The 22,906-nt window shown below is 54.7% G+C and carries 21 protein-coding genes and 2 tRNA genes; all 23 read right to left on the bottom strand.

The features are described 5' to 3' along the window. Nucleotides 1–320: 320 nt before the first annotated feature. The gene (gene lysS, locus DFG60_RS12985; protein ID WP_198661603.1) at nucleotides 321–1,802 is read right to left on the bottom strand and encodes a lysine--tRNA ligase; all 1,482 of its coding nucleotides are present in this window, start codon (nucleotides 1,800–1,802) and stop codon (nucleotides 321–323) included. A 159-nt stretch (nucleotides 1,803–1,961) separates the two neighbouring features. Further along, nucleotides 1,962–2,960 carry a tRNA dihydrouridine synthase DusB gene (dusB, locus tag DFG60_RS12990; RefSeq protein ID WP_114572204.1) on the bottom strand — a complete coding sequence of 333 codons (999 nt, stop codon included), beginning with the start codon at nucleotides 2,958–2,960 and terminating at the stop codon, nucleotides 1,962–1,964. Nucleotides 2,961–2,962: 2 nt separating this feature from the next. After that, on the bottom strand, nucleotides 2,963–3,481 hold the full coding sequence (folK, locus tag DFG60_RS12995) for a 2-amino-4-hydroxy-6-hydroxymethyldihydropteridine diphosphokinase (protein WP_114572205.1): 519 nt from the start codon (nucleotides 3,479–3,481) through the stop codon (nucleotides 2,963–2,965). After that, nucleotides 3,478–3,849, bottom strand: a complete 372-nt coding sequence (gene folB / locus DFG60_RS13000) for a dihydroneopterin aldolase (RefSeq protein ID WP_114572206.1) — start codon at nucleotides 3,847–3,849, stop codon at nucleotides 3,478–3,480. The genes folK and folB overlap by 4 nt, the downstream gene beginning before the upstream one ends. Nucleotides 3,850–3,851: 2 nt before the next feature. Further along, nucleotides 3,852–4,643: a dihydropteroate synthase gene (gene folP, locus DFG60_RS13005; protein ID WP_114572207.1), complete on the bottom strand. Its 792-nt coding sequence runs from the start codon at nucleotides 4,641–4,643 to the stop codon at nucleotides 3,852–3,854. After that, the gene (locus tag DFG60_RS13010) at nucleotides 4,640–5,476 is read right to left on the bottom strand and encodes an aminotransferase class IV (RefSeq protein ID WP_114572208.1); all 837 of its coding nucleotides are present in this window, start codon (nucleotides 5,474–5,476) and stop codon (nucleotides 4,640–4,642) included. Before DFG60_RS13010 ends, folP begins: the two co-directional genes overlap by 4 nt. Further along, nucleotides 5,460–6,041: an anthranilate synthase component II gene (locus tag DFG60_RS13015; RefSeq protein ID WP_114572209.1), complete on the bottom strand. Its 582-nt coding sequence runs from the start codon at nucleotides 6,039–6,041 to the stop codon at nucleotides 5,460–5,462. The genes DFG60_RS13010 and DFG60_RS13015 overlap by 17 nt, the downstream gene beginning before the upstream one ends. Next, nucleotides 6,038–7,438, bottom strand: a complete 1,401-nt coding sequence (locus tag DFG60_RS13020; RefSeq protein ID WP_114572210.1) for an anthranilate synthase component I family protein — start codon at nucleotides 7,436–7,438, stop codon at nucleotides 6,038–6,040. Before DFG60_RS13020 ends, DFG60_RS13015 begins: the two co-directional genes overlap by 4 nt. 73 nt (nucleotides 7,439–7,511) lie before the next feature. Continuing rightward, nucleotides 7,512–8,459, bottom strand: coding sequence for a cysteine synthase A (cysK, locus tag DFG60_RS13025; protein WP_114572211.1), 948 nt, complete (start codon nucleotides 8,457–8,459; stop codon nucleotides 7,512–7,514). Between the two features lie 76 nt (nucleotides 8,460–8,535). Then, complete coding sequence (locus DFG60_RS13030) at nucleotides 8,536–8,847, bottom strand: hypothetical protein (RefSeq protein WP_114572212.1); 312 nt, start codon at nucleotides 8,845–8,847, stop codon at nucleotides 8,536–8,538. Nucleotides 8,848–8,859: 12 nt separating this feature from the next. Then, entirely contained in the window at nucleotides 8,860–9,786 is a 927-nt protein-coding gene (gene hslO / locus DFG60_RS13035) for an Hsp33 family molecular chaperone HslO (protein ID WP_114572213.1), read from the bottom strand. 16 nt (nucleotides 9,787–9,802) lie between these two features. Next, nucleotides 9,803–10,564: a type III pantothenate kinase gene (locus tag DFG60_RS13040; protein ID WP_114572214.1), complete on the bottom strand. Its 762-nt coding sequence runs from the start codon at nucleotides 10,562–10,564 to the stop codon at nucleotides 9,803–9,805. 120 nt (nucleotides 10,565–10,684) lie between these two features. Further along, nucleotides 10,685–12,688 (bottom strand): ATP-dependent zinc metalloprotease FtsH, encoded by a 2,004-nt coding sequence (ftsH, locus tag DFG60_RS13045; protein WP_114572215.1) that lies wholly within the window; start codon nucleotides 12,686–12,688, stop codon nucleotides 10,685–10,687. A gap of 114 nt (nucleotides 12,689–12,802) precedes the next feature. After that, complete coding sequence (gene hpt / locus DFG60_RS13050; RefSeq protein WP_114572216.1) at nucleotides 12,803–13,348, bottom strand: hypoxanthine phosphoribosyltransferase; 546 nt, start codon at nucleotides 13,346–13,348, stop codon at nucleotides 12,803–12,805. A gap of 29 nt (nucleotides 13,349–13,377) precedes the next feature. After that, a complete protein-coding gene (tilS, locus tag DFG60_RS13055; RefSeq protein ID WP_114572217.1) occupies nucleotides 13,378–14,619 on the bottom strand; it encodes a tRNA lysidine(34) synthetase TilS in 1,242 nt (413 codons plus the stop codon). A gap of 102 nt (nucleotides 14,620–14,721) precedes the next feature. Continuing rightward, a tRNA-Glu gene (locus DFG60_RS13060) sits at nucleotides 14,722–14,793 on the bottom strand. Nucleotides 14,794–14,803: 10 nt separating this feature from the next. Continuing rightward, nucleotides 14,804–14,880, bottom strand: a tRNA-Met gene (locus tag DFG60_RS13065). 152 nt (nucleotides 14,881–15,032) lie between these two features. Beyond that, nucleotides 15,033–15,557, bottom strand: coding sequence for a S1 domain-containing RNA-binding protein (locus DFG60_RS13070; protein ID WP_114572218.1), 525 nt, complete (start codon nucleotides 15,555–15,557; stop codon nucleotides 15,033–15,035). Nucleotides 15,558–15,643: 86 nt separating this feature from the next. Continuing rightward, entirely contained in the window at nucleotides 15,644–16,030 is a 387-nt protein-coding gene (locus DFG60_RS13075; RefSeq protein WP_114572219.1) for an FtsB family cell division protein, read from the bottom strand. 65 nt (nucleotides 16,031–16,095) lie between these two features. Further along, a complete protein-coding gene (locus DFG60_RS13080) occupies nucleotides 16,096–16,368 on the bottom strand; it encodes an RNA-binding S4 domain-containing protein (protein ID WP_114572220.1) in 273 nt (90 codons plus the stop codon). Then, a complete protein-coding gene (yabN, locus tag DFG60_RS13085) occupies nucleotides 16,365–17,789 on the bottom strand; it encodes a bifunctional methyltransferase/pyrophosphohydrolase YabN (protein ID WP_114572221.1) in 1,425 nt (474 codons plus the stop codon). Before yabN ends, DFG60_RS13080 begins: the two co-directional genes overlap by 4 nt. Next, the gene (locus DFG60_RS13090; RefSeq protein WP_114572222.1) at nucleotides 17,786–19,336 is read right to left on the bottom strand and encodes a polysaccharide biosynthesis protein; all 1,551 of its coding nucleotides are present in this window, start codon (nucleotides 19,334–19,336) and stop codon (nucleotides 17,786–17,788) included. The genes yabN and DFG60_RS13090 overlap by 4 nt, the downstream gene beginning before the upstream one ends. Then, complete coding sequence (gene mfd / locus DFG60_RS13095) at nucleotides 19,333–22,854, bottom strand: transcription-repair coupling factor (protein WP_114572223.1); 3,522 nt, start codon at nucleotides 22,852–22,854, stop codon at nucleotides 19,333–19,335. Before mfd ends, DFG60_RS13090 begins: the two co-directional genes overlap by 4 nt. Nucleotides 22,855–22,906 lie beyond the last annotated feature (52 nt).

Consider the following 22,906-nt stretch of genomic DNA (forward strand, 5'->3'; position numbering starts at 1 on the left):
GTTTGTGTATCCCGTAGGATACGTTTCTGCCTCATCGTTCAGTTTTCAAAGTTCGTCGTGTCGTTTTCAGCGACTTTAATATCTTACCAAGTTATCAACACGATTGTCAACAACTTTTAAGAGATATTTTTTTGTGTGTCACAACCATTTGCGGCACAAGAAGTAATATACCATGCCCTTATCCATACCACAAGCATTTTATTAGAAAAACATTTTCAACTTTCATTCGTGACCTTATTACTCCTTCTCCCTTTCCATTAATAGTTGGCTTATCAAAAAAGAACCACTCCCTAAAATAGAAGTGGTCCTGAAGCAATCCTTTAGTTTTGTTGATGACGCATCGTCGGGAAGAGCAGGACGTCACGGATCGATGGAGCGTTCGTCAATAGCATGACGAGACGATCGATTCCGATTCCGAGCCCCCCTGTCGGCGGCATTCCATATTCAAGCGCTTCAATGAAATCATTATCCATTTCATGCGCTTCATCATTTCCCGCTTCCTTCTCGACGAGTTGTGCCTCAAAGCGTTCACGCTGATCGATCGGATCGTTCAACTCAGTGAATGCATTCGCGTGTTCGCGACGGACGATGAATAGCTCGAAGCGATCCGTAAAGCGCGGATCTTCCGGGTTCTTTTTCGCAAGCGGCGAAATTTCAACGGGATGACCGTAGACGAATGTAGGTTGGACGAGCGTTTCTTCTACTTTTTGCTCGAAGAACTCGTTCATGATATGACCTGTCGACATATGCGGCTGCACTTCAATCCCGTGCTCCTTCGCAAGCTCATGCGCCTTCTCTGCCGGAATCTGTTCAAAGAAGTCGACCCCTGTCGCTTCCTTGACGAGATCTGCCATGTGCGCACGTTTCCATCCGACGGAAAGATCGATGACGTCTTCACCGTAAGTGACTTGCGTCGTGCCGAGGACTTCCTGTGCGACATGCGCGATCAGGTTCTCCGTCAAATCCATGATGTCCTTGTAGTCGGCATACGCCTCATACAACTCGATCATCGTGAATTCAGGATTATGGCGAGTCGAGATCCCTTCATTTCGGAAGACACGACCAATTTCATAAACCTTCTCGAGACCGCCGACGATCAAGCGCTTCAAATGAAGTTCGATCGCGATACGCATGTAGAGCGTCATGTCCAGTGCATTGTGATGCGTGATGAACGGACGAGCGGAAGCACCACCCGCGATCGTATGGAGCATCGGCGTCTCGACTTCCAGGTAGCCGAGGCTGTCCAGATACTGACGGATTCCTCGGATGACCTTACTGCGCGCGATGAATGTCTCACGCGACTCCTGGTTCGTGATTAAATCCAAATAGCGTTGACGGTAACGTTGTTCTACATCTTTCAGGCCGTGATACTTATCTGGAAGCGGACGCAACGCCTTCGTCAGCAAGATGAACTCCGTGACGTGAATCGAGAGTTCGCCGACGTTCGTCTTGAAGACATGACCGCGTACACCGATGATGTCTCCAAGGTCGCACGTCTTATAGATTTCGTAAGCCTCTTCGCCTACGTCATCCTTGCGCACGTATAACTGAACTTGCCCTTTGACGTCTTGAACGTTCGTAAAGCCGACCTTCCCTTTACGACGCGTCGTCATGACGCGACCCGCGATTGCCACTTCAGGCTTGAGTTCCGCTAACTGTTCCTTTTCGTGGTCTCCGAATGCTTTACGAATACTTTCCGTATCCGTGCTTCGTTCGAATCGTTCACCGAACGGATCGAGACCTTGATCACGCATCGCGTTCATCTTCTCAAGACGAACCCGCATTTGATCGTTCATTTCCATTTCCTGACTCACTGTATTCACTCCTTTAGATGTTCAACGGAGGTTTTCCGTCATTGCTATCACTCAAAAAGCTGTCGGCATGACCGACAGCCTGCGAATCATTTTCGCTTTACTACAATGAAAATAGCGTAACACAAATCATTCGTATCGACTACTGCCTTACACAGGGGTCTCGTCAAGCATCTCCAGCTGTTCAACATAGTCGTATAGGAGGGAAGCAAGCTCGTCACGCTTCTCGATATCGAAGATCCGTTTGCGGACTTGGCCGTTTCCTTTCAAACCCTTCAAATACCACGCCGCGTGATTGCGCATTTCCCTCACCGCGACCGTCTCGCTCTTCAAATCGATCAGACGATCCGTGTGCAGCATACAGATGTCTATTTTCTCGCGAGGAGTCGGCTCTTCAGCAAGCGTCCCCGTCTCGAGGTACTGGATCGTCTGATAGAGCATCCATGGATTCCCGAGTGCGGCCCGACCGATCATGACACCGTCGACACCATGTTCGTCGAGCATCCGCTTCGCGTCCTGAGGAGTTTTGATATCCCCGTTCCCGATGATCGGGATGTTCGCCGCCCGTTTTGCTTCACCGATGATGTCCCAGTTCGCGACACCTTCATATTGCTGGGCACGCGTCCGGCCATGGATCGCGATGGCTTTCGCACCGCCCGCCTCAGCCGCCTTGACGTTGTCTACGCAGAAGATGTGCTTGCTGTCCCAGCCGGTTCTCATCTTTACGGTGACAGGCTTTTCGACGGCATTTGATACCGCATGGACCATCTCATACACCTTATCCGGATCAAGAAGCCATTTCGCCCCTGCTTCACATTTCGTGACCTTCGGGACCGGACAGCCCATGTTGATGTCGATGATGTCCGCGTTCGTATTGGCGTCGACGTATTGCGCCGCTTTGACGAGCGTTTCCTTCGAGCCGCCGAAGATTTGGAGACTGAGCGGTTTTTCCCGTTCATCGACGTAAAGCATCTGCAGCGTCCTCTCATTTTCATACAGAATCCCTTTGTCACTGACCATCTCCGCACAGACGAGCCCTGCCCCGAATTCTTTTGCGATCAAACGAAACGCGGGGTTGCAGACACCGGCCATGGGTGCGAGGATGACGCGGTTGTTCAGTTCCACGTCTCCGATTTTAAAGCCAGCCATCATCACTCTTCCTTTCTCTCCATCAAATCCGAGGGAATGCGCACGACGTCCGCGCGTTCCTTTTTTGGCAGGCGATGCAACAATTCTCCGATCGTCGCCCCCTGCTTCTCCATATAGTAGTCCGCCGCGAGCTCCGCAAGCGGTACGAGCACGAAAGCACGCTCATGCATCCGCGGATGCGGAACGGAAAGTCCTTCTGAATGTATATCATCAGTATTGTAAAGCAGGATGTCAAGGTCGAGTGTCCGCGGTCCGTTCTTGATTACACGCTTACGCCCTTCCTTTAATTCGATTTCCTGGAGCAGGGCGAGCAGTTCCTCCGCAGCCATAGTGGTCTCGACTCTCGCCGCCATGTTGTAGAAAGAATCCTGGTCCAAGTATCCGACCGGTGCCGTTTCATAGATTGACGATATTTCGATTTTTCCGATGTCCGGATTTTCGCGGAGAGCAGAAAGCGCAGTTTCAAGGTGTACTTTCCTGTCCCCGATGTTCGACCCGAGCGCGATGTAGACGATGTTCATCGGGCGGCCTCCCGCGTCCGGTGAATCTCGATTGCGACATGGTCATAATGCCCGGCGATCGGGGGATCCGGCTTGATCACCTTCACCCGCACCTCTTCGATTTTCGAATCCGTCTTGAATACCGCTTCCGCGATCCGGTGAGCGAGCGTCTCGACAAGCTGGACCGCCTCTCCTTCGACGATCATCTTCGTCTTTTCATAAAGTGCCGCGTAATTGACGCTTTCGTTCAGATCATCCCGTTCCCCGGCCTCCCTCAGATCAAGACCGACTGAGAGGTCGACATTGAATCGTTGTCCAAGCTTCGTTTCCTCGGGAAAGACGCCATGATAACCATAGAAACGCATTCCAGATACATGAATCTGATCCATCCTCATTCCTCCTCCCGCAGTTTCGCAGAGCGCATCGCATCCATCATCAATGCTGCCCTCTTTACTTCGCGCACATCGTGGACGCGCATCCATTCACATCCGTGCACGATTCCCTGACAGACGGTCGCGATCGTACCTTCGAGCCGCTCAGCAGCAGGAAGTCCAAGCGTCAACCCGATCAGCGACTTGCGCGACGTGCCAAGGAGGACCGGGTAACCGAACGATGTCACCACTTCAAGATGTTTCATCAAATAGAGATTTTCCTCATGCGTCTTCTCAAAACCGATTCCCGGATCGAGCCAGATGTTCGACTCCCGAACGCCCGCTTGCTTTGCGATTGCAATCGATTCAGCAAGGTCCGCCCTCACCTCGGCAAGGAAGTCCTCGCCATGAGGTTTCTCCCGATTATGCATCAAGATGAGCGGTACATCGTAACGGGCCGCGACGAGCGCCATCGACCTGTCTCCCCATTTCGACCCCCAAACGTCATTGAGTACGTCTGCACCTGCCAGAATGGCAGCTTCCGCCACCTCCGGCTTGTACGTGTCGACAGAGAGCGGAATGCTGATTTCCTTCTTCAGTCGTCTGATGACCGGGACGATCCGTTCGATCTCTTCTTCAGCCGTCACGAACTCAGCCCCCGGCCGAGTCGATTCCCCGCCGATGTCGATCATGTCCGCACCTTCTTCGACGAGCTTCTTCGCGTGGGCCACAGCCGCTTCCACATCGACGTATCTCCCTCCGTCCGAGAACGAATCCGGCGTCACGTTCAAGATTCCCATGATCTTCGTCATACGCGTTCCCTCCTCGACAGGCTGCTCGAAATCTCTTTATCGAAAAGCTTGCGAAGCGCCCGGTAGCCTTCCCCTTTCGTTCCCGGGAAAGGTCTCCCGTCAAGCGACGAGACTGCGACGGCTTCCTGGATCGAATTCGTGTAGATGATCTCGTCCGCATCCAAGAGCTGAGGCAACAGCGCAAGACGCTCCTCGACCTGGATACGCGCCATGATGAACTGACGCGTGATCCCGTTAAGCGCCCCGGTGCTGAGCGGCGGTGTGAACCACTTGTTTCCCGTACGCCAGAAAACGTTCGACGTGATGCCTTCGCAGACGAATCCGTCACTCGTCAAGAATAGTCCCTCCGCCGATGAATCGAACAGTTGCCGTTTCGCGACGAGGTTGTTCATGTAGTGATGGGACTTCAGGCGGTATGTCGTCTCAGGACCGCTCCGAGGCAAACGCACCGTCTCCATCGGACGTTCGACTTCTGTCCGCTCCCGAGTATCCTTCACGAAAAAAATCACCTCTGGCTCGAGGTATGCAGCCGTCGACAGACCGATTTCGCGTGGTCCGGCCGAGACGTTGAGGCGGAAGTAGAGGTTCGGTCCGTTCAATTCCGTCAATGCGTCGAGCGCCGCCCGCAATTCTTCGCGGCTGTACGGAAGTGTGATGCCGAGCGCCGCACAGCTGATCTGCAACCGTTCGATATGATCGTCGAACAGGAACGGATGACCGTCATACGTGCGGAACGTCTCGAACAAGCCCATTCCATAGAGATAGCCATGGTCAAACGGGGAGATGCGCAACTCTTGTTCTTCGATGATCTTTCCATTATGCCAAAGGTGCATATCGATTCAACTCCAAGAAATTTTTTAACATTTGTTTGCCGTCCCGCGTCAAGATGGCTTCCGGATGGAACTGGACGCCGTGAACCGGAAGATCCCGGTGGGCGAAAGCCATGATCTCGCCGCCAGCTTCAGCGGTCACCCGCAGAACGTCCGGGCATGTCTCCCGTTCGACGACAAGCGAATGATAGCGCGTGACCGGAGTCGACTGCTCAATCCCTTCGAACATCCCGCTCCCGTCATGCTGCAGGAGTGAGACTTTGCCGTGCATCAATTCCTTTGCCCGAACGACGCGTCCGCCAAACGCCTGTCCAATCGCCTGGTGTCCGAGGCAAACGCCGAGGATCGGAATTGTCCCTGCGAAATGACGGATCGCCGCCAGACTGATCCCCGCCTCGTCCGGCGTGCAAGGTCCGGGAGAGATGACAAGATAATCCGGACCGAGTGCCTCGATCTCATCGATCGTGATGGCGTCATTCCGCCGCACGATGATCTGCTCGCCCAGCTCTCCGAAGTACTGGACGAGGTTATACGTGAAAGAATCATAGTTATCAATCAGTAAAATCATCGCTGTCCCTCCGCTGTCTTTTTGGCGACCCAAAGCGCTTCCGCCTTTTTTAGTGATTCCTCATATTCCGCTTCCGACGACGAATCGATGACGACACCTGCCCCTGCCTGGATATGCGCCATACCGTCCTTGGCGACGAGGGTGCGGATCAGGATGTTGAAATTGATGTCGTCTGCCCAACTGATGAACCCGAGCGATCCGGTGTAGATCCCGCGTCTGACCGGCTCCAGCTCATCGACGATCTCCATCGTCCGGATTTTCGGAGCTCCCGTGATCGTACCACCAGGGAACATCGCAGCAAGAATCCGGCTTCCGGAGATGCCGCTTGCCGCCTTGCTTCTTACATTCGAGACGATATGCTGAACGTGCGAATATTTCTCGATCACCATCAATTCATCGACATGGACCGTTCCATAGGCGCTGACACGACCGAGGTCGTTCCGCTCGAGGTCGACGAGCATCACGTGTTCCGCCCGCTCCTTCTCATTGTCGAGAAGCGTCTTCGCGAGCGCGAGGTCTTCCGCTTCATCCTTCCCGCGTGGTCTTGTCCCGGCGATCGGGCGTGTCGACAGCTCTTCGCCGGTCTTCTCGATGAGCAACTCAGGTGAGGCCGAGACGAGCGTCAATGCCTCATCTGAGAAGTACCCCATGTAAGGAGACGGGTTCAACTGGCGCAACACATCATAGACATGACTCGGACTCGCAGCGAGCCGTTCACTTTGGCGTACAGCCAAATTGACTTGGAAGACATCCCCTGCCGCGATGTACTCCTTGATCGCGTCAGCCGCTTCGACGAATTCCTCCTTCGAAAGGGAACGCGTCCGTCCCGCCTCATTTGCACCCGCCTTGAATTCAGCCGGTTTCGCTTGTTTCTTCCACGAAGATGCCTCCTCGGAAAGGACGGCTTCCGCCTCTTCTCGGGTCGGCCTGCTTACCGCGACATATAGCTTTTCTTCCACTGCGTCGAACACCGCAACCTCGTCGAACCAATAAAAGGAGAGTTCAGGTGTCAGGAGGTCGTCCTCCGCCTTCTCCGGCAAACGCTCGAGATAACGGACTGCATCATAGCTCACATATCCGATGAGACCACCGAAAAAAGGCGGCATCCCGACAGGCCGTTCTGCGGCATTCCGCTTACGGACGGATTCGAGGACGTCAAACGGATGCTCGGCTGTCCATTCCGACATGCCGTCCTCGATGATCGTCGTCACGCCGTCCTTCGTCCTTACACTTCCGACAGGACGGACCCCGGCCATCGTGTAGCGCCCGATCCGGCCGCTCTCGAGCCAAGCATGACCTGTCTTGTCGCTCGTCCGTTCCACATATCGACGATAGAATTGCTCCTTCGTCCATTCAAATGATGTATATACCGTCTCCCGCACCGTTCCATCCCCCATTTTTCACAATCTGCCTTTATTATACGCAAAAAAAAGACGCCCGGAAGCCTGTTAGCTTCAGAGCGTCCCGAATTCAGATGATTGCTCCATCCGATTCCTGTTCGAATTGATAAAGCGGCGTGCTCAAGTAGCGTTCTCCGTTCGACGGGATGATGGCGAGGACGTTCTTCCCTTTGCCAAGACGCTTCGCTGCCTTCAGAGCAGCCGCGATCGCAGCACCTGACGAGATGCCGCCGAGGACGCCGTTCGTCTTCGCGGCGCGGCGTGCATGATCGAAAGCCTCGTCTGTCGTGATTTGTTCGATCCCGTCATAGATCTCCGTGTCGAGGATCGATGGAATGAATCCTGCCCCGATGCCTTGGATCTTATGCGGTCCCGGTTTTCCGCCAGAGAGGACCGGTGAGTCCGTCGGTTCGACAGCGATGATCTGGATGTTCGGATACGCGGCGCGCAGAACCTTGCCGGCTCCCGTGATCGTACCGCCCGTACCGATTCCCGCGACGAAGGCGTCGAGTGACATGCCGTCGAACGCCTCGACGATCTCAGGACCCGTCGTCTTTTCATGTACGTTCGGGTTCGCTTCGTTGTTGAACTGTTGCGGCATGAAATAACCGTTCTCTTCCGCTTCAGCAGTCGCACGTGCGATCGCACCCTTCATACCTTCAGGACCCGGTGTCAAAATCAACTCCGCGCCGTACGCACGGAGAAGCGTTCGACGCTCCATGCTCATCGTCTCCGGCATGACCAAAACCGCGCGGTAGCCTTTCGCAGCGGCGATCATCGCGAGACCGATTCCCGTGTTTCCGCTCGTCGGCTCGATCAATGTATCTCCTGCCTTGAGCTTACCTGCCGCCTCGGCTTCTTCGATCATCGCGAGTGCGATCCGGTCCTTGACGCTCGAACCCGGGTTCATGTACTCGAGCTTCAAATAGACGTCTGCATCCTCCGGACCTGTAAGATGGTTGAGCTTGACGATTGGTGTGCGTCCGACTAGGTCCGCTACTGAATTCGCAATGCGCATGACAATTCCTCCTCGAATGAAATTCTTAATTCCAAGTTAACCGATAGCTTATTATCGGCAGATTGGATGAAATCTGTCAATCAAAGCGCTTGACTTCCGGTTTTTTCCCATCATTCGTCTGGCGATCCACTTCCGCTTGAATCAACTCATCGAGCGTCCGTTCCGCATCTTCCTGCTTCATCTTCTTGTAGACGTCCGCCCGGGTGATGTCGGTCTTTCCGACTTTTGCCATGACATCCTCAAGCGACCCGCCGATACTCTCCTGGACGACCCGCGGAGCGTCCGTCTTCGGAAGCGCCCCGTAGAACGCGAAGGCACCCGTCGCGAAGTTCGTCAGGAGAAGGATGAAAATGAGCATCCAAAGATACTTCGGTTGTACATTTCCCATTTAAGCGCCCTCTTATGCTTTCTCGAGCGATTTTTCACGGAGTTCACGCAATTCATCGACACTGTACTGATAATGTTCCGAACAGAAATGACAAACCGCCTCCGCTCCTCCATCCTCATCGATCATGTCCTGGATTTCGTCCGGTCCGAGCGCGACGATTGCCGTCGCGAGCTTTTCGCGGCTGCACGTGCACTGGAACTTCACAGGGATGCGGTCAAGAACTTCGAGCGTGTCGCCGAGGATCAGCTCAAGCATCTCCTCCGGTGTCTTCTCTTCGCCAATCAGCATCGAGATCGGCTTAAGCGCCGCGACGCGTTGCTCAAGCAATGCGATCGTCTCTTCCGTCGCATCCGGCATCAACTGGACGATCAATCCGCCAGCAGCGATGATCGACTCATCCTCCGGATAGACGAGGACACCTGCTCCGACGACGGACGGCACTTGCTCCGAGACGGCGAAGTAGTAAGTAAAATCTTCACTGATCTCACCCGTCTGGATTGGTGACTGGCCGCCGATGAAGTCACGGAGTCCCATGTCCTTGATGACAGACAGGTTTCCGCGGCCGACCGCTTCGCCGACCTTCAGTTTCGTGTGCCCGTCAGCGTTGACGAAGCTGCTCGACTCGACGCGCGGATGGCTGACATACCCGCGAACGTGGCCGGACGTATCGGAGTCGACGATGATCTTCCCGATCGGACCGTCCCCCTCTACTTTCAACGTCACCTTCGTCTCACCTTTTTGCATGACACCCATCATCGAGCCGATCGTCAGCGTGCGCCCGAGAGCCGCCGAGACGACAGGCGTCGTCTGATGACGCAGCTGCGCTTCATAGACCGTCTTCGTCGAGCGGATCGCAAACGCACGGACTTGTCCGTCAAAACCGAGTGCGCGGACGAGATAGTCGTCCTTCAATTGGGATAATAATTCTTCTCTATTCATGTTTATCTACACCTCTTCATTTATTTCTTTCATAGATGATCCGGAGACCATCGAGCGTCAGGAACGAGTCGACGACATCGATCGAATCGGCTTCTTCACTGATCAGACGGGCGAGCCCTCCAGTCGCGATGACCTTCGCCTCTCCCATTTCCGCCTTCATCCGTGCGACGAGACCATCGACCTGCGCGACATAGCCGAAGTACGTCCCCGACTGCATCGCATGGATCGTGTTACGGCCGATCGTCGACTGCGGCTTCGCGATCTCGATCCGCGGAAGCTTCGCCGCCTTGTTATAGAGAGCTTCCGTTGAAACCATCACACCGGGCGAGATGATGCCGCCGTAGTAGCGCTTCTCGGAATCGATATAACAGTAGGTCGTCGCCGTCCCGAAATCGACGATGATGAGCGGACCGTCATATTTGACGGTAGCCGCGACGGCATTGACGATCCGGTCAGCGCCGACTTCCTTCGGATTGTCGACTTTCAAATCGAGTCCCGTCTTGATCCCTGGGCCGATTACGAAAGGTTTTTTCCCGAAGTAGCGATGGCACATGTTCTCAAGCGGGAAGACGACAGGAGGTACGACCGATGATAGCACGATTCCCTCAATCTTCTCCACGTCAAGCTCCGCGTCCCGGAAAAGCGCCTTGACGAGCATGCCGTACTCGTCCGTCGTCCGGTTCCGGTCCGTCGCGATGCGCCAGTGATGAGCGAGAGTCTTTCCTTCATATACACCTAAGACGATATTCGTGTTCCCGACATCAATTACTAAAATCATGACTGGTCCCCCACTTTTCTGTAACGATACGTGCTGATTATACCACGCACTGCAGGGACGTCCTATCATGGCGCTCGGACATGAAAAAACGCGCCAAGGAGATCCTTGGCACGCCTTGTATTACAGTTGATCGTCGCGGCGCGGTTTATCCGCTTCTCCTGCGTCGACCCGTTCGCCTTCATCGATTGCCGTCCCGCGTTGTACCGGGGACTCAGTCGGCTGATCGACGACTGGATTCGTCGACTCAGGCTTCACTTCTGTTTCTTCTTCCGGCTCATCCGGCTGGTACTCTTTGTATTCGCCTGTAGCGATGAGATGATGGATTTGTTTCTGATCGAGCGTCTCGACATCGAGCAGCGTCCGTGCGACGAGGTCGAGCTGGTCGCGTTTCTCTGTCAGGATGTCTTTTGCCTTCTGGTAACAGCGATTGATGATCGCCTGGACTTCCATGTCGATTTCGTGCGCAATCGCGTCCGAGTAGTTCTGTTCGTTTTGGAAGTCGCGTCCGAGGAAGACGTTACCGCTTTGACCGGAACCGAACTGGAGCGGTCCGAGCTTCTCGCTCATCCCGAATTCCATGACCATCTTGCGTGCGATACCTGTCGCGCGCTGGAAGTCGTTGCTCGCACCCGTCGACACTTCACCGAAGACGATGTCTTCTGCTACGCGTCCGCCAAGCAATCCTGTGATCTTATCCTCGAGCTCCGGCTTCGTCATGAAGTAACGGTCTTCCTTCGGCAGCATGACGACGTAGCCGCCTGCGTTACCGCGTGGAACGATCGTGACTTTGTGGACCTCATCCGCATTATCGAGTGTCAGACCGATGATCGTATGGCCCGACTCGTGCCAAGCGACGATGTTCTTCTCTTTTGCCGAGATGATCCGGCTCTTCTTCGCCGGACCGGCGATGACACGGTCGATCGCTTCCTCGACGTCGACGATCGAAATCTGCTTGCGGTCCGAACGGGCCGCGACGAGCGCCGCCTCGTTCAGGAGGTTCTCAAGATCAGCGCCCGAGAAACCTGGTGTCCGCTGAGCGATCGCCTTCAGGTCGACAGTCGAGTCGAGCGGTTTGTTGCGTGCATGTACGTGAAGAACTGCCTCACGTCCCTTGACGTCCGGACGATCAACCGTGATCTGACGGTCGAAACGGCCTGGACGGAGAAGGGCAGGGTCAAGAATATCCGCACGGTTCGTCGCTGCGACGATGATTATGCCTTCGTTCTCGCTGAAGCCATCCATCTCGACGAGCAACTGGTTGAGCGTTTGTTCACGTTCGTCATGTCCGCCGCCAAGGCCGGCACCACGCTGGCGCCCGACAGCATCGATCTCATCGATGAAGATGATACACGGTGCGTTCTTCTTCGCGTTCTCGAACAAGTCACGGACACGTGATGCCCCGACGCCGACGAACATCTCGACGAAATCAGAACCTGAGATCGAGAAGAACGGCACACCGGCCTCACCAGCTGTCGCACGGGCGAGGAGGGTCTTACCTGTCCCTGGAGGACCGACGAGGAGGACACCTTTTGGAATCCGTGCGCCAAGCTTAGCGAAGCGGCGCGGATCCTTCAGGAACTCGACGACTTCGATGAGTTCTTGTTTCTCTTCATCAGCACCTGCGACGTCGTCGAACGTGATTTTTTTCTTCTCCGTATCGTACAGACGCGCCTTCGATTTCCCGAAGTTCATGACGCGGCCTCCGCCGCCGCCACCTTGCGCTTGATTGATCAAGAAGAAGAAGAGGATGAAGATGATGATGAACGGAACGATCGTCGTTAAAAGAGCGATCCAGCCTCCGTTCGTCTCAGCCGGCTCCGGGTTGATCGAGACATCCTGGCTCTTCAACTGCGTGAGCACATCGCTGTATTCCTTCTCGTTGTAAGGAACCGTCGACTCGTAACGAGTCTTGTCCTTATCATCGAGTTCACCTGTGACGTTATAGACCTGACCCTCGAACTGGAAGGTCGCCGTCTTGATCTCACCTTTTTCCACATACTCTAGAAACTGTGTGTAATTGATTTCTTTGCTTTTGTTCACTGGACTCTGCAAGTACTGCAGGAACAAGATCAAAGCTAGAAAAATGACCCCAAACACGAGGGTATTCTTCACTGCTCGGTTCATCTTATGCCTCCTCTCCGCACCACCCGATGTCTCGGACGATACGAATCCTGACGCGTCGAAGCGCGTTTAATGATTGTTTCCATCTTATCATGCAGGAATGGATATGAAAAATGATTAGCCGCCGTAGACGCTCGGCTTCAGAACACCGACGTATGGCAGATTACGATACTTCTCTTCGTAGTCGAGGCCGTATCCGACGACGAACTCATGCGGAATGATGAATCCGCTGTAATCTGCTTCGAGGTCGTTCTTGCGGCCAGACGGTTTGTCGAGGAGTGTGACGATCTTGACCGACTTCGCCTTCCGGTACTTGAACAGGTCGACGAGGTAACCGAGCGTGAGACCGCTGTCGATGATGTCCTCGACGATCAGGATGTCGCGTCCTTCGACCGACGTGTTCAAGTCCTTCTCGATTTTCACTTCTCCGGTCGAAGAAGTTCCGCCATGGTACGTCGAGACGTCCATGAAGTCCATCTCGAGGTGCATGTCCATGTTCTTGACGAGATCGGACATGAACGGCATCGCGCCTTTGAGTACGCAGACGAGCAGCGGGAAGCGCTCGCTGTAATCACCTTCGAGAGTCGATGCGAGCTCGCTCACTTTATGTTGGATCTCTTCTTCTGAAATTAAAATCTTTTCCATATCGTTTCGTAACGTCATGCTGGATAATCCTCCTCTATATTTAGACACTAAGTCCATTCTATCATTAATCGGGGCGAATGGAGGAGTTCAAATGACCCGATTTGTGCAACTCTGTGACCGATCACCGCGAGCACCCGTCCTGTCGCATCTGCGAGGACTGGCACCTGTCCCCGTTCATGAAGCGGGACCTTGGCATCGATCAGGATACGGCTGACCTTCTTCATCCCGACGCTAAGTTCGATCCGGTCTCCCGGCAGAGGCGAGCGGACCAACAGCGGAAATCGGATGGAGGACAACGGAAGCCCCTCCGCTCCTTTTTTTAGATGAAATGATTTAGAGCCATAACGATATGTTCCCTGCGCCGCAGTGATTTCAAACGGCTTCATGGAAATAGGAACGACTTCGTCAATTTTCACCCAGCCGTAACTCCTCGTCAGCAGCCAGCGTCCGATTTCACAGGTTCTTGAAGCTCCTCGTGCTTCCAGGAACGTCTCCCAGTCATCGTGCTCGGCTTTTCCGAGCTTCTCTTCCGGCAACAGGACGCGCAACAGATGTCGTCTGAAGTCGCTCGGCAAGCGACGAATCTCCTCGAGAGAATAGCCTTTCGCCGTCCGGTTCCGCTCGGCCCACTCTTTTACGAAGGCGGCATGTTCCCGTTCGACCGCCCGCCGTTCCGCTGCCGCTTCCACGGTCTGCTTCCCATAACCTGGACGGATCGCTTCGAGTGAGGGCAACAGATCGAGACGGAGGCGATTTCTCAAATAATCACGTTTCGTATTCGAAGCATCTTCTCGCCACTCCACTTCATGAAGTTTCGCATAAGCCTCGATGTCGGCCCGCGGGACTTCAAGCATCGGGCGATGGAGTCTCCCTCCTGCGAAACGCCTTTCCTTCGGCATCCCGTCAATCCGTGCTTCCCCCCGTACATATTGTACAAGCATGGTCTCGAGCTGATCATCCAGATGATGCGCGAGCAACAATATATCCCCCTGCTCTTCCTCCATCACCCGCTCGAAAAAACCGTATCTTCTCACACGACACGCTTCTTGCGTCGCTCGCAAAGAACGCCAGTCCAGTTCGGTCAGTCGAAATGGCAATGACCGGGCTGACGCCCACTCCTTGACGAATGACGCCTCTTCTTTCGATTCCGGACGGAGTCCATGGTCGACATGCGCGATCGTAAAAAAACGCCCCGCCCGGTGCAAGGCGTCTGCGAGCACCATCGAATCGATTCCGCCTGATACACCGACGACAAGCTTTCCGCTCGGCACTGATTTGATCCACTCCATCCTTCATCCTCCTTGACAACGTCTTTTCGCCGTTTGTTCGGGCAGATTTTCCTCATTGTACGAAAAAAGCTGCCTCTATTGAAAGAGACAGCTTTTCATGTATGACCCGTACGGGATTCGAACCCGTGTTACCGCCGTGAAAGGGCGGTGTCTTAACCGCTTGACCAACGGGCCAAAAAAAATATGGTAGCGGCGGAGGGAGTCGAACCCACGACCTCACGGGTATGAACCGTACGCTCTAGCCAGCTGAGCTACACCGCCATATTTTGTACTGTGCGTCCTAAGCACATTTTCTATAATACTGAGGGTACAAAGGAAAGTCAACGCTTTTCCTGAAAAAAATTCTAAAAAAATAAAAGAGAGGGATGAACAGCGTCATCCCCCTTCTCTATACCTAAAAACAGGTCAGCAAGTTATTGACGTTTGGCACCGCGTCCGCCGCGCTTCGAATCAGTTTGGCGTTTCAGTGTCGCTAAGCGATCTTCACTGTCCTTCAAGAAGCTGCTCATCAGTGTATCGAAAGTCTGTTCCTTACGTGGAGCAGGTCCCCGGCCACCTTTATTGAAGCCGCCACGACCGCCACCGCCGCCACCAGGGCGTGGTCCTTTGTCGAACGAACGAGGTCCCTTATCGAAACCTTGACCAGCCGGACGTGGTCCGCGGTCGAATTGTCGAGCAGGACGCGGGCGCTCACCTTCAGGACGATCGACTGCCTTTTTGATTGAAAGGCCGATCTTCCCGTCGTTCTCTACGCTGAGGACTTTGACTGTGATCTCTTGACCGACTGTCAGGACATCATTGATGTCTTTTACGTACGAATCTGCCACTTCACTGATGTGAACAAGACCTGTCTTGCCATTCGGTAATTCTACAAACGCGCCGAAATTGGTGATGCCTGTAACTTTCCCTTGTACTTTGCTGCCTACTTCAATCGACATAAATTGTATTGCTCCTTTTTATTTGATTCGTCTTCTATTATACGAGCGTCATTGCTTTTTTTCAATCAATCGGCTGCTTCTGTCCATCAGTCCTCCGGGGAGAAGTAGAAAATCGTCTCACCCTTCTTTGAATAGAGGAGCTCGCTTCGTGCAAGATTCGCCACGTATTCCTTGTCGTTCAGACGCTCGATTTCCTCTTTCAGGCGGACTGATTCCTTTTTCGCCTTCACTTGTTCCTGCTTTGCCACTTGAAATGATTGCTGCTGTTCGGCGATGAGCTGTTGCTTCTGAACATACGACCACCCCATGAGAGAGGCAAAGAGAACGAAGACGACCGTACAGGCGATCAAACGTTGCTTCAAGCGCCGGCGATTCTCAAGCGCATTCTGGCTCAATTGTTTCTTGCGATCATTCAATGGTTTGATCTTCGGTACGACCGGTTTTTCCAAGTCACGATGCGGCGCTGTCGACATGACGTCCCTCCTCCTGAGTGATCTCATTTCTGCATACTTCCAGTATACTTCCTTTTCGGAAGGATTTACATGGATTCTTCCGAATTCACTTTTTCTTCACGGACGATGCGGTACATCTCGGAAGCATCCTCTTTACGCGCATGCTCCTGGATTCCCTCGATCGCGACCGTGACGATTTTATTACCGAAACGAATCATCATCTCGTCGCCGACTGCGACGTTCGAACTCGCCTTCGCGACGACGCCGTTGATTGAAATCCTTCCTTGATCCGCTACTTCTTTTGCCAGCGTACGGCGTTTGATCAGCCGCGACACCTTCAAGAACTTATCGAGTCTCATTTCTTCTCCTCCTGTTTCGCTTGATTCCACAACGCATCCTGCTCCGCCAAGCATAACTGGCCGATCGGACGATCGCTCAGTTGCTCCATCCGCATAAAACGGCGGATGAATTTATCATTCGTCATCTGAAGCGCTTCTTCAGCAGATAATCCGAGGTATTTGCCCACGATTGCGAGGGAGAACAGGATGTCCCCGAATTCCGACAATCGTTCTTCTTCTTTTGCTTGAAGCAGCTCCTCTATCTCTTCACGTACCTTTTCAAGCGCTCCTTCGACGTCGCTCCATTCAAACCCTACCTTCGCGACCTTCTTTTGGATTTGCTCCGCGCGCATGAGCGCTGGCTGTCCTTTGACGATCCCGTCGAGCAGTGAAGTCCGCTCTGTCTTCTCCTCTGCCTTGATGCGTTGCCAGTTCTCGACGACCTGCTCACTCGAATCGGCATGTGCATCACCGAAGACATGCGGATGACGGCGAATCATCTTCTCACTGAGTGTCCCGATGACATCACGAATGTCGAAATATCCTTCGTCCGCTCCGATTTGGGCATGCAGCATCACTTGAAGCAGGACATCTCCAAGTTCTTCGACGATCAGTTCATCGTCTTCGAGATCGATCGCCTCGAGCAATTCATACGCTTCCTCGATCAGGTGGCGCTTCAAGGAAACGTGTGTCTGCTCCTTGTCCCATGGGCAGCCGTTCTCTCCGCGAAGCGTCGCGATGATCCGCTTTAGCGTGGCAAAGTCACGTTCCGCCGATTCAGGCGGCGCAGGAGGTACATACAATGTCGTCAAATTGCTCAACTCACTTACGCGGTCCAGTTCGTAGAGCGGGACCTCGACGACCTGTTCGAAACTCGTGCCGGCAGCCGTGACGAGCTTGACCGGATGTTCGTCCGGATAGCGCTCCATCAGCATGACCTTCACGTCTCCTGCGACGAGAGCATCGTATACTTGGCCAATCAAGACGTGCTGCCCGATTTCTGCTTCATCGATATCGAGCGAAGTCGCATCGAGGAGCTGGAACCCTTCGATCGGGTCTACCTTGAGTGCAGTGAACATCGGGTCAAGGAAGCTCTGGCCCCCTCCAATGATCGTCTCGGTTCTTGCGATGAGCTGCTGGACCGCACTTTCCGCGACGAGCGGGTGCCCAGGGACAGCATAGATGACCGGACCCTTCTCGGCATGAACGATCAGCATCTCGACGATTTCTTCATATACCGCTTCGAACGTATCGTGTTTTTCATAGATTGCATCGAGCGACGTAAACTTCATTCCCTCCGCTTCAAGTTCCGAAACGACAGGGTGCTCGGCCGTCCGCAAATAGATGGGTTGATCCGTCGACTTCAGCAGGCGGTAGACTCCGAGCGGCAACTGCCCGATTTCCCCTGCTCCGAGTCCGACGATTGTTATCGGATGTGTCATAAAGTTCTCCTTCTTTGTTCGTATATCATTATTTTTTCGCCAAAGGGCAACAGCTTCCACTCCTGCTCCGTCAACAGACGAGACTTCAGCATCATGAAGAAAAAGAGCGAACCTCCACCGGCGATGAGGACACCGACCTCGACGAGCGAGCCGAGGCGGCTGTCGAATCCGTAAGACTCGAACAGGTCATCCATCAGAATGAGGAACAACCCCATCGGCGACAGGCTGACAGCCAGCTTCGCGTAAAATCGGCTTCCAGCCGTCACCCGGCCGAATTTCCGGTTCAGTAGGACCGTCTGGCTCAGTGCCATGACGGCGAATCCGCCAAAGGTCGCCATTCCTGCACCGATCATACCATAGCGGGGCAACAGCCAGATATTCATCGCGAGCTTCGCCGCAAGGCCGGCGCAAACGCCGACGAATGCATACTTCTCGGCGTCCACTGCCTGCAGGCAGGAGACGATGATCATCGACAGGGAGGCGAAAAAAGCCGAGCTCGCAAGTATGATGAGCGCCGCCGTCCCCTTCCCATCCTCGAAAAAGGCGATGTTGAGAGGACGCATGATGCCGGCTAGGCCGACCGCTGCAGCCGCTGCGATCGCAAGACCCGAGCGAAGCAACAGTTCAAGACGACGCGTCGTCTCCATGTGATTTTGCTTACGGTACGCCTTCAACAACGAAGGGACACTCGCAAGACTGATCGTCGTCGCGAACAGGATGGCAAACTGAAGAAGCGGATAGCCCCGGTCGAAAATCCCCTTTTCAGTCTTCGTCTCAAGCGAGTCACCGAGCAGATTGACGAACGTCAACCCGTCGATCAATTGCATGAGCAACAGCGCGAGCGAAGCAATGCTGACCGCAAAGCCGCTCGTGACGAGCACCTTGCCGACACGCATGATATGCCGCTTCGAAAAGACAGGTCTCCCGACCCGCCCTTTCGCCATCTTCAGCAAGAGGATCAGTGAAACGATGCTCCCTCCAGCCGCACTCGCATGCGCAAGCGCTCCGGTGAGGTAGGGACTGTATCCGAGAGACACGGACAGCGCTGTCGCGAAGAGCAGTAGGACGACTCGTGTTCCGTTCTCGGCGATTTGAGAAAACGCCGTCGGCCGCATCTCGTCCTCCGCCTGGAACATCCCGCGCAGAACCGCGATGAAAGGAAGCAGGTAGAAGGTCAGCGTGACGGCCCGGATCGGCAAGACGAGCCGGGCATCCCCGAACAGGGCGGCCACGGATGGAGCGAGCCACCAGCCTAATCCCCCGAAGAGACCGGTCAGTACGAGCATGGCCCATAGGATCGACCACAACACCTCCCTGCGTTCCTCCGGATGATGGAGCGTCAACTTCGCGACGATCACAGGCAAGGCATAGATGCCAAGAGCTGAAGCGATCGCGAAGAGCGGATAGACCGTCTGATAGACATAAAGACCGATATCTCCCGCGATGTTCTGGTAAGGAATACGGTAGAAAAAGCTGATCATCTTCGAGAGATAGCCTGAAATCGCAAGCAACGCTGCGCCTTGCGCGATCGTCACCTTCGACTTCATGCGAGCGCCATCCGCCGGTCGATCTCAGCGAGAGCCTGCTCCGCCTGATCGACGAGGGTGCCGATTGCCGCCTTCTGCTGCTGGTTGAACGTCAGGAGGAGCTTACCTTCTTGTTGCCCCATCCCAAGACCACGGCCGAGCGGAACGCTCCATTTGACGAAATCAGACATGTCCAGCCGTTCAGTCGTTTCCGGTGTCAGGACGATTTCAATCTTCGCATCCGTTTGCTTGACCTTCTCGATTCGTGCGCGTTCAGCGTATATTCGCATCCGCGTCAATTGGATCAAGCGGGCGACTTCGCCCGGGAATTCACCAAACCGTTCAAGCAGCTCGTCCTGCAACGCCTCGAGGCTTTCCGGTGTGTCGACATACTTGAAGCGCTTGTAGAACTCGATCTTGAGTTCCGAATCGGCCATGTAGTAGTCCGGGATGTACGCGTCGAGCGTAAAGGCGAACTCCGGCACGAACTTCTTCTGCTTCTTCTTTCCTCTCATCCGCTCCTTCCGCTCTTCGACTGCTTCTGAGAGCATTTGCGAATAGAGGTCGAAGCCGACCGAATCGATGAAACCGGATTGTTGTGAGCCGAGCAGGTTCCCCGCCCCGCGAATCGATAAATCGCGCATCGCGATCTTGAATCCGCTGCCGAGCTCCGTGAATTCCTTGATTGCCTGCAACCTGCTCTCTGCGACCTCCGTCAGACGCTTCTGCGGCCGGTACGTGAAGTAGGCATAGGCGATCCTGCTTGATCGCCCGACGCGTCCGCGCAACTGGTAGAGCTGAGACAGCCCCATCTGGTCGGCATCGTTGACGATCAGCGTGTTGACGTTCGGGATATCGATCCCCGTCTCGATGATGGTCGTACTGACGAGCACGTCGGCATCTCCTTCGAAGAACGTGATCAACTGGCTTTCGAGCTCGCTCTCCGTCATCCGTCCGTGAGCCGTGACGACGCGCGCCTCCGGAACAAGCGCCCGGATTTCCTCCGCCTTCCGCTCGATCCCTTCGACCCGGTTGTAGAGGAAGAATGCCTGGCCACCGCGTCCAAGCTCACGCTCGAGCGCTTCCCGGAGAACGATGCCGTCATACTCCATGACATACGTCTGGACCGGATAACGGTTCTCAGGCGGCGTCTCGAGGACGGACAGGTCACGGATGCCGATCATCGACATATGAAGCGTCCTCGGAATCGGTGTCGCCGTCAGCGTCAGGACATCGACATTCGTCTTGAGCTGTTTCAGGCGTTCCTTATGCTTGACCCCGAACCGCTGTTCTTCGTCGATGATGAGCAGACCGAGATCTGCGAACTGGACATCCTTCGACAGGACGCGGTGCGTTCCGACGACGACATCGACGATGCCTTCCTTCAGACCTTTTTTCGTCGCTTTCAACTCTGCCGGGGAACGGAAACGGCTCATGACTGATACTTTGATCGGCCACTCGCTGAATCGTTCGAGCATCGTCTCATAGTGTTGCTGGGCAAGGACGGTCGTCGGGACGAGCAGCGCGACCTGTTTCCCCGCCATGACCGCCTTGAACGCCGCCCGGATCGCTACTTCAGTCTTGCCATATCCGACATCTCCGCACAGCAGCCGGTCCATCGGCCGGGCCCGTTCCATGTCCACTTTTATTTCCTGGATCGAGCGCACCTGATCGATCGTCTCCTCGTATGGGAAGGCCGCCTCGAACGCCTGCATGTTGTCGTCGTCCTGCGGGAAGGCGAACCCGACCGACGCCTCGCGCGCGGCGTACAGCTTGATCAGTTCGTCCGCGATATCCTCGACCGATTTCTGGACCTTCGCTTTGACCTTTTTCCACTCCGCTCCTCCGAGCTTGTAGATTTTCGGTTCCTTTCCTTCTGCACCGACATATTTCTGGATGAGATCGATCTGGTCGACCGGGACATAGAGGGAGTCGTCGCCAGCGTAGATCAGATGGAGGTAGTCCTGGTGATTTCCTGCCACCTCGATCGTCTTGATTCCATGGTATCGCCCGATCCCGTGGTGGATGTGGACGACGTAGTCGCCGGTCTTCAATTCCTGATAGCTCTTGATCCGCTCGGCGTTCGTCAGCTTCGTCGTCTGCTTGCGCCGCTTCATCGTCTGTTTGAACAATTCCTCTTCCGTGATGACGACGAGACGGGCATTCGTCATCTCGAAGCCCCCTTGGATGCCACCGATCAGGATAGCCGGGTGCCCTTTGCTGATATCCTCTTTCGCTGTATGGATACTCGCCGTCACACCGTAGTCGGACAGGGTCTGACGCATCCGCTCCGCCCGGTCCATCGTGGCCGCGAGCAGCACGATCCACATGCCTTGCCGTTCGTAGCGGTCGATTTCCTGCTTCAATCGTTCCATCTGGCCATAGAACGGTGTCAACGGCTTGATATTGAAATGGATCGATGCACTCTCGGGCACACCGCTCCGGCGGGTCGGGAGCAGGGAAAGATAGAGCAGCGGACGGTCACCGAATACGTCCGTCATCGGAACGGACAGCGTATAGCCGCTGACACTTTGACCGCGCTCGATCAGAGAGGCCATCCATTCTGCTTCTTCCTTGTCCTGGACGTCGCCGGCTTCCTGGATACGCGACACTTCATCGACGACGATGACCGCATCCCCCACGTCCTCGAGAAGCGTGTCGCGATAAAGGAGAGGCGCGTACTTCGCCAGCTGCTTCGGTTTCTCCCCGCGTTCGAGCTGTTCGATGTCGTATGCGATCCCCTCCTCGAGGGAAGCGAGCACTTCCGTATTCTTGATATGTTCACGGGTCTCGTCATAGAGAGCCCGCAGTCTCTCACCGGCCACCTTCAACTCTTCTGCCGTAGCGAGGTGTTCGCTCGCAGGAGGCAACACCGCCTCCTTGACCACACCGAGCGAACGTTGCGTCTCCGCATCGAACGTAAAGATCGAATCGACCTCCTCATCGAACAAATCGAGGCGATAAGGGCGCTCGACCGTCAGCGGATAGACGTCGATGATGCTTCCGCGAACGGCGAACTCGCCAGGAGATGTAACGGTCGCCATCCTTTCATATCCGGAACTGACGAGCTCCTGGATGAAGTCCGGGACGGAGAGGATGTCCCCTGGTTTGACGACGCGCGTCTGTGCAAGGAAATCTTTACTCGCTGTGACGAAGCGCCGCAATCCGACGAGCGGAATGATCAAAATACCGTCGGTCGTGTTCAACAGCCGCAACCGCGTCTCGATCCGTGTCGCACGAAGCTCGGGACTTGCGCTGAGCGAAAGCTCTCCGGCTAGCGTCTCATCGACAGGATAGAGCATGACTTCCTGCTCAGGAACGAGTTCGATCAGGTCGTCATACAGCTTCTGGGCTTGAAACATATTATGCGTGACGAGGACGAAGCGCCGTTTCGTCTCCTCATAGATCCCGGCGACGAACAGCGCCTTCCCCGTATTCATCAGACCTGTGATCAGCTGGGCCTTCGCGCCGGAGCGGAACCGTTCGCGGACGGTTTTGATTTCCGGCATGCCAAGCAATAGATTTTGTAACTGTTTCATCCCGTTTCCTCCTACTGCGAACGACAGCAAAAACGCTTTGGGAACCCAAAGC

The organism is Exiguobacterium flavidum (assembly GCF_003344535.1).
GTDB classification, from domain to species: domain Bacteria; phylum Bacillota; class Bacilli; order Exiguobacteriales; family Exiguobacteriaceae; genus Exiguobacterium_A; species Exiguobacterium_A flavidum.